A 14,673-nucleotide genomic window follows, 5' to 3' on the forward strand; every position below is an offset into this window, starting at 1 on the left:
GAACGGTCCGGTGTGTGCCATCAGTCCCTCCTGAATTGCAGTGGCGGGAGGCACTCAGCGGATGATGCCCATCTGGTGCAGGACGACGTAGACATCTTCCCGGCGCTGGTCCAGCAGTTGTCCATTGAAGACAGTCCTGTCTTTGACCACCGGCTTGCCGTTGAAGACCATCAGGTCCTTGAGGCGCTTGGCCAAGGTTCACCTCCTTTCGTTATTGAAGAGAATTGCCGGAATTCGGACATGACAATTAACCCCCCTGAATTCGAAGAAATCAGAGGTGCATTTAGACAGGTGAATGCCCGGCAATTGATGTGGAATAAGCGGAATGCTCGGATGACCGTAGCCGGCAACAGAACACGGAGTTCCGGAACTCGGCCTCAATGGGAGCAGCCGTCCCCAACAAGAAGCTGGTTCCGAACTATGAGGAAACTGCGCACCACGGCAATCGCGTGATACCGCTCAGTGGCAAGCCAACTCGGCGCCTGATTGCACCTTGAAACGCCCCGAGATTCAGGGGCGGAAGTACATCAGGGGAAGTTAGGCCGCAAAACGGCGTCGAGAAGCGAAGGCCGGGGTGCCAGCAACTGTCATCATCCATCCGCTAGTCAAAGTAATCATTTTCCCAACCTCCTTTTCTGCTTTGTCACGACCGCAGCTGACTGACTGGGTGGTGCACGCCTTAATCCCGGCGGATCGCTCTGGGACTAAAAATAAAGTTACACCATGAATAGAGCTGTTGACCAGCTAATTACAAACAATTTATTTATTACAGTCCCCAACGAAGAATGGCAGGTGTTCGTTTGTCCCATCCCAAAGTACAAACCTTGGCTGTTCCCAAGACAAAATGGCGTCCCTCTTTGGCGTCCAATTCAAGCCAACGGGCCGTCAGGATGCGTGAGAAATGGCCGTGGGCCACAATCAGGACATTGTCCATTCCAGACTCCATGGACGCGGGCGATGATCTTGTCTGCCCGGCCCGCCACGGAGTCAAGCGTCTCGCCGTTGGGGACACCGTCTGTCCAGATGAGGTAGTCGGGGTTGTCCTTGCGGATGAGATCGGAGCTGATGCCTTCATAGTCTCCGTAGTTCCATTCCACTGCCAGCGGCTCGTGAACGGCGTCCGGGAAGCCAGCCAATTCCGCCGTACGGCGGGCTCGGCGCAACGGCGAGGTCAGGACGAGATCGAAGTCGATTCCTTCCAGAATCTTGCGCGCTTCCACGGCCTGCTGCTCGCCCTCCACCGTGAGGGGAAGATCTGTCAGACCCGTGTATTGACCGCTTTTGGACCATTCGGTCTCGCCGTGACGCATGATCCAGAGTTGTGGCGTGGCCGGCTTGGCTGCTTGGTTCACTTAGGACTCCTCTGGTTCGGCGGTGCCCACATGGGCATCGACGGCTGGTTCCGATGAAAGGTCGACGGCGGACTCAGGTTGCTCAGCCCACCACACCAAGAGTTTGGATTCGGCGTCGTCGGAGGAAAGCGGACCGTTTTCCATGCGCTCTTCGAGCAGGAACTTGTAGGCGCGGCCAACCACGGGTCCAGGCTTGAGCCCCAGCAAAGCCATGATCTGCGCTCCGTCCAAGTCGGGCCGAATGGCGTTGAGCGATTCCTGCTCGGTGAGGACCGCAATCCTTTGCTCAAGGTCATCGTAGGCAAAGGAGAGCCGCTCTGCCTTGCGCTGGTTACGCGTGGTGACATCGGACCGGGTCAGCCGGTGCAGGCGTTCCAGCAAAGGACCCGCATCCGCCACATAGCGACGGACGGCGGAATCGGTCCAGCCTGCGTCTCCGTACCCATAGAACCGCATGTGCAGCTCCACAAGCCGCGCCACGGCCTTGATGGTGTCATTGTCGAAGCGCAAGGCCTTCATGCGCTTCGCGGTCAGTTTCGAGCCCACCATGTCGTGGTGGCGGAAGCTCACCGCGCCGCCCGGTTCGAAGCGGCGCGTCGCCGGCTTCCCGACGTCGTGCATCAACGCTGCGAAACGCAGCACAAAGTCCGGTCCCGGAACCGGGCCGTCCGGACCCGTTTCCAAAGAAGCGGCCTGCTCCAGGACCTGCAGGGAGTGCTGGTAGACGTCCTTGTGCCGGTGGTGTTCGTCGGACTCAAGGCGCAGCGCGGAAACCTCGGGCAGCACGAATTCCGCGAGCCCTGTGTCCACGAGGAGGTCGATGCCCGCCCGCGGATGCGCACCGTTGATGAGCTTGACGAGCTCCTCGCGCACGCGTTCGGCGGAAATGATAGTAATTCGATCGGCCATTTCAGACATGGCGAGGCGGACGTCGTCGTGCACGGCCACGCCAAGCTGTGCCGCAAAGCGGGCAGCGCGCATCATGCGGAGCGGGTCATCGGAGAATGAAGACTCCGGGGCTCCGGGCGTCGCGAGGACAGAGGCGTGCAGGTCGCGCACACCGCCGAAGGGGTCCACCAGCTCCAGCGATGGCAGCCGGAGGGCCATCGCGTTGATGGTGAAGTCCCGGCGGACGAGGTCGTCCAGCAGCGAAGAACCGAACGCGACGGCGGGCTTACGGGAATCGGCGTCGTAGGCCTCCGCGCGGTACGTGGTGATCTCGATCTGGAAGCCGGACTTCTTCATCCCGATCGTTCCGAAAGCCCGGCCGATCTCCCAGAAATTGTCGGCCCACTTCTTGATCACGGAAAGGGTTTGATCCGGGGTGGCGTCAGTAGTGAAATCCAGGTCCGGCGAGACCCTGCCCAGGAAAAGGTCCCGCACCGGCCCGCCCACCAGCGACAGTTCGAATCCAGCGTCCACAAACCGCTGCCCGAGGTCCAGAACCACTGGATCCATCTGGAAATTAACTGAAGAACTGTCCAATACTTGCGCCATAGTTCCTTAAGCTTGTCAGATTTCACCGCTGCATCACACCGGGTCCTTGTGATTGCGCTGCGATGTCAGTCCGGTGACAGCTTGACGGCACCGGGATCACCGCCGCAGGCCATCCGCGCTTCACCGTGAGTCCATGTCCCGGTCATCACCAAGGGGCAAGAGTCGTTAGAGTGGACTTCATGGCCAACCCGATCCCGAGTGCTCCTGGCAGGAGGACGAACGCACCATTGCCTTCGGCAATTGGTGCCCACGTCGCGCCCGCTCCGCACCCGGCGCAGGCGGCTCTTCCCACGGTGGAGGAGGTCTCTGCCGGCGGCGTCGTAGTGGACACGTCCGACGGCGAACTGAGGGTTGCGATCATTGCCCGCCTTAATAGGGGTGGCCGGCTCGAGTGGTGCCTGCCGAAGGGTCATCCGGAGGGCAAGGAAAACAACGAGGAAGCAGCCGTCCGCGAGATCGCTGAAGAGACCGGAATCGAAGGCAACGTCCTGGCTCCGCTCGGCAGCATCGACTACTGGTTCACCGTGAGCGGGCACCGGGTCCACAAAACCGTGCACCATTTCCTGCTGCGAGCGACTGGCGGAGAGCTGACCATCGAGAACGATCCCGATCAAGAGGCCATAGATGCCGCTTGGGTTCCCCTCCAGGAATTGGCACGCAAGTTGTCCTTCCCCAATGAGCGGCGCATCGCCGATCTCGCCCGGGAAGTCCTGCCCGAACACCTCTGACGCGGCTTCTAAAGCGGTTTGATACAGGGTTGACGCAACACGCAGCTCGGCGCATGGGACGATAAGGATAATGTCTGCCGCCAAAACAACCCAGCCCGTCCAGTCCGGAGAAACCCGTTCCAGCGCCATCATGGCCGCCGGGACGCTCGTTTCGCGGTTCCTGGGCTTTGCCAAGACCTGGATGCTTGGTGCCGCACTGGGCTTGGGATCGACGGTAAATGACACCTTCATCAACGCCAACAACCTGCCCAACCTGATCTTCCTTCTGGTGGCTGGCGGCGTATTCAACGCCGTACTGGTGCCGCAGATCATCAAAGCCAGCAAAGGTCCGGACCGTGGCGCGGACTACATCAGCCGGCTCCTGACGCTGGCCGTGCTGGTTCTCTTTGTGCTCACAGCCTTGGTCACGTTGCTCGCGCCCATGGTCATCGACCTCACCACCCAGGGCTATTCGCCGCAACAAAAATCCCTGGCAGTAACCTTCGCGTTCTACTGCCTGCCGCAGATCTTTTTCTATGGCTTGTACGCCCTCCTGACCCAGGTCCTCAACGCCAACGGTGCCTTCGGTCCCGCCATGTGGGCGCCGATCCTGAACAACGTGGTGGCCATCGCCGGACTGTGCATGTTCATTTGGATCCTCGGTGCCAACAACACCAACCCCCACACGCTGGACAATTGGGGACCGTTCCAAACCTTCCTGATTGCGGGATTCTCCACCGTGGGTGTGCTCGCCCAGACGGCCATCCTCCTGGTGCCAGTGTTCCGCCTTCGCCTCGGCCTACGGCCCCGCTTCGGCTGGCGGGGCGTTGGACTGGGCCAGGGCAGCGAAACTGAGCGTCTGGACGCTCCTGACCGCCGCCGTCGGACAGCTTGCCTTCCTCTACGTCATGAGGATCGCCACCATTCCCGGCTCCGAGCGGCTTCGGCTGGAGCACGCGCAGGACCCGGCGGCCGCCACTCTCCCCGGTAACGCGGTCCTGGAAGTCGCCAGCCAGTTGTACCTGCTGCCGCACTCGATTATTGCGTTGTCGCTCGCCACGGTACTTTTCAACCGCATGGCCCATGCCTCCCAGGCCGGCAACAAAACCGAGCTGCGCGAAGCCCTTTCGCACGGACTGCGGACCATGGCCGTCGCCACCGTTTTCGGGGCACTCGCGCTCTTCGCCCTCGCCGGTCCGCTGGGCATGTTCTTCTCCGGCGGAAAGCCCCAAGACGGCGTCATGCTGGCCCAGACGCTGACTATCCTCGCGCTGAGCACCCCGTTCATGAGCGCCAACTTCATGATGTCCCGCGTCTTCTACGCCAACGAGGACGCCCGTACGCCCTTCTACATCCAGCTCATGCTGGCCCTGCTCAACGTGGTGGGCGCGTTCATCATCCAATTCCTGCCAGTCGGCCAGATCATCTTCGCGATCGCTGTCCTATACACGGTGGGCAACATCCTTTCCGTGGTCATCAGCGTCTGGTTCCTGCGGCGCCTCTTGGGCCATGTGGACGGCCCCCGGATCGCGAACTCCTACATTCGCATGGGCTACGCAGCTCTGGGATCCGCGATCGCCGGCGCTCTGGCCTTGTGGCTCCTGGGCAGCTACCACGCCGACGGTTTCGCCTGGAGCAGCAGGCCTGCCGCCTTGGTGACGGTGGTCGTCGTCGGGCCCGTCATGCTGCTCGCGTACCTTCTCTTGTTGCGAGCCTTCCACGTCAGCGAGCTGCGCGACTTGCTTCGGCCGGTCCTCGGCCGGCTGGGACGAGGCGTTCCGGTGGCGCATGTTCCTCCCACCAGCGGAAATCAGCCCCCGACGGCGGTACGCGCCACGGTGTCCGACGACACGGGGCTCATTCCGCGCATCTCGGGCGAGTTCGACGCCGCATCCTTCCGCGCTGGCCCGGCTTTGGAAACTGTCCGCTCCCAGGATGGAACGTGGGAAGGCGGCCAGGAATCCGGCAATGGGGGTGGGAACACCGCGGGTGGGAAGGAGCCAGTGGATGCTTGGTCCGACATCGGGAAGACCTACCTGCCGGATGAAGACGTTCCCAGCACCGCCCAGGGCGGCGTGGGCCGTCCCGGCATCCCGTTGCCTGGCCGACGCACGTATCAGGGAACGGTGGGAAGCAACCCCTATTTCCGCGGTGGACCTCGGCGCAAAAGGTGACGCATCCGGGCAAACCGGGGGTCGGAACGGCCACATCCGCTAGGATCAGAAGCTAATACAGGTAGTTGCAGACCACGGGTCACCGGCTGGCCGGATCCCATAATCAGGACCCGCAGCTCCCGGACAGTCTAGGAGGAACCCGTGTCCCACCCGATCGATGTCGGATCAGTGCTTGGCGGCCGCTACAAAGTCACAGCCACCGTGTTGACTTCGCACGACCAAGATCTGGTGCTCGACGGCGTGGACCAGGTCCTCAATCGACCCGTCAGTATCCTCGTGGCTGGCCCTGGAAACGCCGATCAGGTTGCCAAGAGCGCCCGGGAAGTAGCCACCGGCGAACGGCCGGGGCATGTCCAGATCCTCGACCTGGGCGTCAGCGACAGCACCACGTACCTCATCACGAACCACACCAGCGCTCCCGATCTGCTGGACCTCGTGGTTGCCACGAACCCGCCGTACGTGGAGCCGTTCTTCACGGACACTCTCGGCAGCGAGATCTTCGGCCAAGCCCGCTCCCACGAGCCGGAGACCTACGACGGGCTGTACGAGGACGACGAACACGACGCCGAGTTCATCAGTTACGACGACGAAGCCCCGGCTGGCGAGCCGATGCCGGCAACCGCTGCGAACCAGGACCCGCGCCGCCCGATGGTTCCTCCCATGCCTGCCAGGCCGGCGTCGGCTTCTGGCGGAATTGGCTCCCGTATTGCGGCTGCAGCCGCGGGTGCCGGGGCTGCCGCAGCCGCTGCCGCTGCGGCCGTGAAGGGTGGCGCCAAGCCAAACGACGACGGCGAGGGCTCGGCTGCGGCTGCGGAGCCTGCACCTTCCACCAGGCCAGCCTCGGCACACTCGATCCGGACCGCGCCCCAGCAAATCCAACCCTCGCAGCAAGTCCCGCAAGGACCCGCAACGCAGGCCGTACCGGCTTCGTCCGTTCCAGCGCCGACGTCCGCGACTCCTGCGCAGGAATCCAAGGTGTCGCTCTGGTCCGAGGAGGACTACGGTTTCGTCAACGAGGACGCCACCAAGGGTGCGGCGGCGGGTGCCTCGGGCAGATACACCCGGAATGCGTCCAGCTTCCCTGCAACAGCGCGTGCGGAAGCAGATTCCTTCGATGAGGACGAATATTACGACGAGGAGCCCGTGCGTGAGCCCCGTTCCTTCAGGTGGCTTGTGGGCGGAGTCCTTGCTGCTGTCTTGATCGTGGGCCTGATTCTGGCAGTCACCAATCTCGGCAACCTCATTCCAGGCGGCTCTCCAGCAGCCAAGCAGTCCGCCACGGCATCACAATCCGGAACTGGACAGCCGAGCAGCAGCCAATCAGCCACGGCCGTCGCGGCACCGCCGTCCATCGATGGAGTCACCCGCATGGGCGATTTCGAGTTCGCCGCGACCTACGACAAAGACTTGGTTAAAGCCTACGACGGCAATGCCGCAAGCTACTGGTCGGACATGGAGTTCGCCACCGCTGACTGGGGCGGACTCGCGCCGGATGGGGTCTCGCTGCTCGTGAAGCTCAAGGCGCCTGCGCAGGTCAGCTCCGTCACGCTGAGCCAACTTGGTGCTTCCGGTGGAAACATCAGCGTCTTCACCAATGATCGTCCTGCTATGGATGGCGCCAAGCTGGTGGGGACCAATAGCTTCACCTCGCCGGAACTCACCATGCCGCTCAGCACACCGGTAACCGCCCAGTACGTGATCATTAACATCAAGTCGTTGCCCAAGCTGACTGCGCCCAAGACGCGCTACGGCTTCGGTCTGCGCCTTGCCGAGATCAAGGTGCAGTAGGCCGAGATCAAGGTGCAGGAGCAGGCCTGGAGCTAAGGGGCCTGCGGGGACCGCTTTGGGCGGGACTCTGGGGGACAGTCACCTCCGGTAACGGGGCCCATGACCTTTCCATGCCCTGCGCCACCAGAAGGTACCCTGAATGATGGTGGATATTAGGGTCCCCGGAAACACCGGAATATTCGACGCCGCCACGGGGTTGTGCCATGTGGCCGGCCGCGACAATCCGGTGCATCGACTAAGGAAGAGGTTCACCCGACAGTGAGCAACGCAGAAAACACCGCGTCAGAAGTACGTGATGTCATTATCGTAGGCTCCGGGCCTGCCGGTTACACGGCGGCTGTCTACACGGCACGCGCCAACATGAATCCGCTGCTCATTGCCGGTTCAGTGACTGCCGGTGGCGAACTCATGAACACCACGGATGTCGAAAACTACCCGGGGTTCCCCGAAGGCGTCATGGGACCTGATCTCATGGAGAACTTCGAAAAGCAGGCAGCCCGCTTTGGTACAGAGATCCAGTTTGAGGATGTCACCGAGCTGGAGCTCGACGGCGACATCAAGACCGTGACCATCGGTACGGGGGAGACCTTCCGGGCACGCGCCATCATTCTGTCCACTGGTTCGGCTTACCGTGAGCTCGGCCTGGCGAACGAAAAGCGCCTCTCAGGCCACGGTGTTAGCTGGTGTGCAACCTGCGACGGTTTCTTCTTCAAAGACCAGGAGATCGCAGTGATCGGCGGCGGCGACTCGGCCATGGAAGAAGCACTCTTCCTCACCAAGTTCGCGAAGTCCGTCACCGTGGTGCACCGCCGTGACTCTCTCAAGGCATCCAAGATCATGGGAGATCGTGCCCAGGCCCACGAGAAGATCAACTTCGTGTGGAACACCGCCGTCGAGGACGTCATCGGTGGCGACAAAGTTACTGGCCTGAAGCTGAAGAACCTGGTCGACGGTACCGAGTCTGAACTCGCCGTCACCGGCGTCTTCGTGGCCATCGGCAACGATCCCCGCACGGAACTCGTGAAGGGCAAACTGGACCTGGCCCCTGAGGGCACCATCGCCGTCAAGGGCCGCAGTTCGAAGACGAGCATCACGGGCGTCTTCGCTGCCGGCGACGTCGTTGATCCCACCTACCGCCAGGCCATCACGGCCGCCGGTTCAGGTTGTGTCGCGGCCTTGGACGTCGAACACTATCTTGCAGATCTGCACGCCTAAACGGCACAGCAGCCATCCATTCGAAGGGAAAGAATTATGAGCAACGCTAAAAACGTTACCGACGCCAGTTTCAGCACCGACGTCCTGGCCGCCGAAAAGCCGGTCATTGTGGACTTCTGGGCAGAGTGGTGCGGCCCGTGTCGCAAATTGGGTCCGATCCTCGACGAGATCTCGGTTGAGTACGGAGACAAGGTTGATGTCGTCAAGCTGAATGTCGACGATAACCCTGGCATCGCAGCCGAGTATGGCATCACTTCGATTCCGGCCGTCTACCTCTTCAGCGGGGGAGAAGTGAAGAGCACGGTTATCGGCGCCAAGCCGAAGCAGTTCTTCGAAAAGGAATTTGAGTCCGTTCTGTCCTAGGACCTCGGGGCCACCTTCATAGGCTCCGAACTAGGCGCTACGAATCAAGCCGGTGGTTTTCGCTCTTGAGCGGGAGCCGCCGGCTTTTTCGTGTCCGCTTGCTTTTCAAACTCCTGTGGTTCTGACTGCCCTGCGGATGGTTTGCGTCGCTCCCGAACACCCTCTTTTGTAGTTTGAATCCATCTTAGGTTGTTTAGTGGTCTATTCTTTCGGGTGCCAGATGCAGCGAGACGCAATCCTTTTGCCTACCCCAGGCAGGGCGGATATGCGGGCGGCGCGTCGAGTTTGAGGTCCGCCGCTGGGATTTCGTCATCTGAGTCGTTGGTTTCCTGCGTGCAACTCGGCCAGGTGCACCGGAATGTCGACCCCCGACCTTGTCCCTTCGCTACCTTCCGCGCAGGGCCTATGTGACGATCCCGAGTCTGTTTCACGTGAAACATTGTTGTTCACCTGTGCAGCCTCGAACAGCCCTTTAACGTGGGTTGTGCGATGTGTTACCGCTCGTCCGGCTTGCAGAGGTGAGTGGGGCGCAAGAGCTGCGCGTCCCAATAGTGCTTCACTCACGGAACGTACTGTTTCACGTGAAACACGTCCTGGCCCCTGCTCGGTTTTAGATGCGACCCCCAACTCTCCATTAGTCGAGCACCGATCGATGCGGAGCTAATCGATGCAGGGTTGGCCGACGTAAGGTCAGCCCTTGTTCAATCGAGTAGCTCTGATTGGCCCGCGCGCTACTGCGCGCCTGGCATCCTCCAAACCCAACTGATCAGCGGAAACTATGGTCACTGGATAGTTTTGTGTACTAGAGCACTCAAAACTCTCGTTAGAGGCCGGCATTTGAGATGATCTCGACGATCTAGGAGATGGCCTATGTTTCACGTGAAACAGCCGGGACTCGGTGCGGTGCCGCGTCCATGGAGGTAGCAGCATCGATTTAGAAAAAAATGATTAGGCAATTGGGAAGTGGCAGCGAATCGCCACCTTGCCACTCGAACGTCCGGCCTCAGTTACTCCGGACCCAGTCGGCCCGCCAGCCTGCCCGCCTGCCAGCCTGCCCGCCTACCCGCCTACCCGCCTACCCGCCTACCCGCCTAAGCCCACCATCCGACACCCTAACCTGAAGAGCTTGCTTCTGCCGATACGGCTTGCAGAATCAAATGCACGAAGCATCACTGCTGGAAGGTCCCATCTCCCTGAGAAAAATCCCGAACCATCAAACGCGTCCCTAAGCCTTGCATGTATGCCCGGTCCTGAGCATCCTGAAAACTAGTGGAAGTAAGCAACACGCCCTAAATCGATTGTTTCTCGGTAAATTTCAAAGGCCCACCCGCCTTTCCTCACACAAACACAGGACAGAGCAATGATCGCCGCCCCGATGGATCCGGAACCGGGACGCGCAGGCCCAGCCTCCTGTCGTCACTGAGGGAAGCTCGGTGAACCAGCGCCATCCCACTGCCATCTGGCCTGCCGTTCCAGGCCCGACTCTCCAGCCCGCCTCCTAGCCGGAGTCCAGGCCTCAGAGTGCCATACAGAAGCGCGCACCCTTCATCGAAAGCCCCACTGAGGCAGAGTTCTATCGTGATCATGGCTCGACAGGGTAGAAGTGCGCCGCTGATACCTACGCATCCTGCCTAGGGGGATCAGAGATCTGACGGCAGCCGGGCAGCAACCGGTACTAGTCTGGGCCTGCACGAACCAACAGCACCTAATGCGGCACCTATGGCGGTAGGGGAACCCCACGCCTAGGTCTACGCCCACCGCCCACGCCCAGGCTAACGATGCTGGTCTCTTGGCTAACCAGACGCAGGCAGGACGTCTAACCGCGGCATTCTCCGCCCGGGGAGTCGCAAAACAAGCCTACCCAGAGCCCACGCCCGGCTTCCAAGTCACCACTCACGCCTTCGCTGACCACATGGTCCCCGAGATCGAATACCTGCACCCTGTCGAAACGACTCGCACCACTCAAGGTCCAGAGGTATAGACCGCGGCTGAACGCTCCGATTCCAGTTCCACATCGGAGCTGATACGACGCTGGAGGGCTGTTCGTCCGGCCTGCGGTCACACATTCTGTTCGTTGATCCATCCCGTCCACTGCAGACTCGGACCTCCATCAACGACGCGTCCGGAGGGACTTTGAGATCCCCACGAATGAATCGCCGCGCTATCTGGACGTGAGAGGGCATCGGGATTAGTGAGGATCGACGAGCTACGACGAGCGTGCCCAACGCCACAAACACGGCCCACCCGAGCTAAACCTCCGCTAGCCGCTTCCGGGGACCCTGAAGGCTCCTGGGTATGAATGTCCACCGCAGAGGATGTACGAACCTACCCCGCAGAGGATCAGGTCCTTATGTGTGACGCCTCTAGCAAAGGCGCCCCGCGGACGGCCCACGATGAAGGACCGCACGACAGCGAGCCTATATTCCCTCCTGCCGCCTCTGACGAAGCCATCCAGCGGCTACGCACCCGCCCGACTCTTATGGAGATTCCGTTTGGATGCTGGCTTCCCCTGGAAGGGTAATTCGTCGGTGCGGCCCAGCGAGACAGACGCTTCAGAGCCTGGTCTCGTAACCATCTGTTGATGCCCAATCCCGCACTCTAGGCTTGCTCCCGCTAGATCGCCACCGCCGCTAACCCACGCGCGGCTAACCCACGCCAGCCAGAGACGGACTGTTCTTGGAATTCCTGGGCACAGTGAACGTTTGTCGCCGCCGGCCTGCGATGTCGTTCTCGTCGCATTGCGAAGTTTGAGACAGCCTCACTCGGCATTCGAATGGTTTGCCTCGTAGAGCACCCAGTCGCGGGGAGCCCCTTGTTTCACGTGAAACAACGATGAGCAGGAAGTGCGGATGCTCGTAGCGGACGCTATACCGTCACTTAGCGCACCGCCGAAATTGGTCTGCGACGACGGGGGGATAGCTTTGCGCGAGGGCACATTCCAAGTGACAGCATGACTCCCGCGGCGACGATATCCACTAGTCCGCCGAAAGTTATGCACAAAGTTATCCACAGCAATATCCACATCTTTCGCGGTACGAACCTAGCGCCGCTTCAACAAAGGAGATCGGCCCGTTAAGCGTGCGAAAAGGTCTCCTTCTAGGCTGCCGACACTTCTGAATGCCAATATGCGCCGATATCGAACCAGATACCTCAGAAAGCGGCCAAATTCAGGCAAATCGGCCCAAAATCCGGCAGATTCAGGACCTCGGTCCTGTTTCACGTGAAACAGACTTCAAAAGAGCAGCGCGCCGCCCTCGCTGTGATTGACGAACCTCGAGCAAGCCTGCAGACTCACGCTCGTCGGCCTTTCACGGTCATCGACTTATCAACAAAGTTATCCACAACGATATCCACCGGCACCTTCAAGGTTTTCAACAGCGCGCGCCATGATCATTGAATAGTTCACAGCGCCCAGTCGTACGCGACACGCCACGGACTTCATCGAGCGGCCCGGCTACCCTCGGTCCACTTTTGCTAACGGCGACGGCCCTGGTGACCATGACCTAGTTTTACCGAGGCACTCGGAGCCCGACCCCTCGCACCATCCTGGCGAATCACATCGTCCCCGTGAATCGCATCTGATGATCCTCGGCTACGCCAAACGACCCGTGCAACACCGATCCGATGCGCGGCCCAAGCCTTGTAACAGATCCCTAAAGGATCCAAACGTACCAAGGACTCACCCTGGACGAAGGACCAGATGTCCATACAGAGAGCCCCATCAGAACTCGCCGGACTCTCGGGGCAGTGTCCTAATGCCCGGACCAATGTTCAACAAGGTCCTAACCCTATGTCCATCCACAACAAGGCAGTCGTGCCACCAGACCAAGATGGGTTCAATGACATTGACGATCGTTGTGAAGAACGGTCAGGTTCTACCAATGCCCGAGGAATGAGACCTGGCACCGATCGGCAGCTCCGATCAATTCACACGATCAATTCACTTCACGCCTACTTTGGAACACAGATCTCGAGTTGCCCCATGAGGGGGACTATCGTCGCCAGAACATAACGCATCGGACGGAGTCCCTGCAGGTCCGATCGCCGGCTTCCGACCGAAGCTGACACTTCGATTCACCCGCCGCCGGCCATTGATCGGTCCACACCACGAGCAACCAGAAAGGCAGGGCAATATTCGGAGAGCATTCACGCGCCTCCACCACCGTCAGCTCCACCGGTTACAGCACCGACGGGGTAGAGCGCAGCTCAACCCGACATGGGGGCCCGGTTCTCACCCTCTCCAGGACTCCGCCCTCGAACAAGAGGAAGACAAACCCCGAACAGTGGTCTCTGGACACCCATAAAGCCCGCGGACGTCTCGTCGATCGCACATTCCGCACCGCAGCGACACCACCGGCAAACTCTCACCGCACTCCGCACGTCCCCAAAGGACAAATTCCGCCGCCGATCCAAACCCATCTGCGCGCGGATCCGAGCCATGGAGATGAGAGCGCACACCCCTAACCAAGTACACGAACACAAGAGTCGGGGGATAGGCTACTCGGAATCCCAGAAAGAAGTCCGTCACGCCGTTAGTCTCAGCAGCCCGATATCGGGTTGCCGGCGGGGTCTGGAACCATCTTGCCTTCGCTTCCGGGTCGGAAACGTATCGAATCAGCGGGTAGGTGCCATATCCCAAGGGAGCAGAATCTTCTCCTGCACACGACTCCGCAGTCAACATTGATCGTCGGAGAACGGTACAGGATGCCCCAACCTCGAGGAGGGTCATAGGAACTGCCACAGGGACCAGACGTATGGAAGGCTTCATCGGCGAAATGGTCGCTGCAATCGCACACGGGCCCACGAAACCTATCCGCAGTCTCACCATGTCTGTGTGGGTCGAACGAGCGACATCCGAAGAGCCCACCGACGTTTATGGGTTGTCTGTAGGGCTACTAACTGCAACTTAACTCTCAATTATCTAGGGGATAACTCACCTACAGGCGCCGACGGATCCCTGCCTGCCCATGTTTCACGTGAAACACCGGCAGCAGATAACTCCCACTATTTGAAGTCGCCGAAAGGCACGCTTATCGCTCAGGACAGTGCCGCGTATCTCTCACGACAGTGCCGGGTAGCTCTCGCGACAGCGCCGCATTGCGGAGCTACGACTCCACGGAATCCCTCACCTTGATAGTGGCACCTATCTGGCTTCACCGACTCTGCTCACGATGAGAAGGCCGAGCTCACTATCTCGGCTGAATCGCGAATAGCTCAATTTGCCCAGGCGTAGGCATAAGAAAGTCACCGAAACAGCTCGATCTTCCGCGATGAAGGGAACTTGAGACCTCGGTGCGCCCAAACAATATGACTAGATCAGCAAACCGCGAGAAGGACTGGGCACACAACCGCCAGAATTTACTCTTCCAGACTTATCAAGCGTCGACCTAACTCCCGGACGCGCCATACGATACGAGAAATCGAGATCACGCGGGCCCTGCCAGGCCCGCCACGAGTAGATCAGCGGCAATGAGTGCAGGCATGGGAACACTAGGCACTCCTGGTGCACCGTTGTCTCTTGTGCACCGTTCGTGCAACGCGTTCTGAGGTCCTTCGCCGTTCGCCGTTCGCCGTTCG

Annotated in this window: 6 protein-coding genes and 2 pseudogenes; 5 read left to right on the top strand and 3 right to left on the bottom strand. The window is 60.4% G+C overall.

Annotated elements, in window-relative coordinates; genetic code table 11:
* Window positions 1-54 precede the first annotated feature (54 nt).
* The 3 genes and pseudogenes from ACF0H6_RS11755 to ACF0H6_RS11765 all read right to left on the bottom strand — a co-directional run bounded on the left by ACF0H6_RS11755 (window position 55) and on the right by ACF0H6_RS11765 (window position 2,849).
* Entirely contained in the window at window positions 55-195 is a 141-nt protein-coding gene (locus ACF0H6_RS11755; protein ID WP_395249748.1) for a hypothetical protein, read from the bottom strand.
* A gap of 571 nt (window positions 196-766) precedes the next feature.
* A pseudogene (locus ACF0H6_RS11760) lies at window positions 767-1,310 on the bottom strand (histidine phosphatase family protein).
* 42 nt (window positions 1,311-1,352) lie between these two features.
* Entirely contained in the window at window positions 1,353-2,849 is a 1,497-nt protein-coding gene (locus tag ACF0H6_RS11765; RefSeq protein ID WP_395249749.1) for a CCA tRNA nucleotidyltransferase, read from the bottom strand.
* Between the two features lie 227 nt (window positions 2,850-3,076).
* On the opposite strand from ACF0H6_RS11765, the gene ACF0H6_RS11770 reads away from it, so the two are divergent.
* From ACF0H6_RS11770 to trxA, 5 genes and pseudogenes are all read left to right on the top strand, one after another.
* Entirely contained in the window at window positions 3,077-3,577 is a 501-nt protein-coding gene (locus ACF0H6_RS11770; protein WP_059388857.1) for an NUDIX hydrolase, read from the top strand.
* A 70-nt stretch (window positions 3,578-3,647) separates the two neighbouring features.
* A pseudogene (murJ, locus tag ACF0H6_RS11775) lies at window positions 3,648-5,730 on the top strand (murein biosynthesis integral membrane protein MurJ).
* 141 nt (window positions 5,731-5,871) lie between these two features.
* Window positions 5,872-7,518: an ABC transporter substrate-binding protein gene (locus ACF0H6_RS11780; RefSeq protein ID WP_395249750.1), complete on the top strand. Its 1,647-nt coding sequence runs from the start codon at window positions 5,872-5,874 to the stop codon at window positions 7,516-7,518.
* 258 nt (window positions 7,519-7,776) lie between these two features.
* Complete coding sequence (trxB, locus tag ACF0H6_RS11785) at window positions 7,777-8,733, top strand: thioredoxin-disulfide reductase (RefSeq protein ID WP_395249751.1); 957 nt, start codon at window positions 7,777-7,779, stop codon at window positions 8,731-8,733.
* Window positions 8,734-8,769: 36 nt separating this feature from the next.
* Window positions 8,770-9,096: a thioredoxin gene (trxA, locus tag ACF0H6_RS11790; RefSeq protein ID WP_395249752.1), complete on the top strand. Its 327-nt coding sequence runs from the start codon at window positions 8,770-8,772 to the stop codon at window positions 9,094-9,096.
* The last annotated feature ends 5,577 nt before the right edge of the window (window positions 9,097-14,673 follow it).

It is taken from the genome of Arthrobacter sp. NA-172 (assembly GCF_043952055.1).
In the GTDB taxonomy this organism is placed as follows: domain Bacteria; phylum Actinomycetota; class Actinomycetes; order Actinomycetales; family Micrococcaceae; genus Arthrobacter.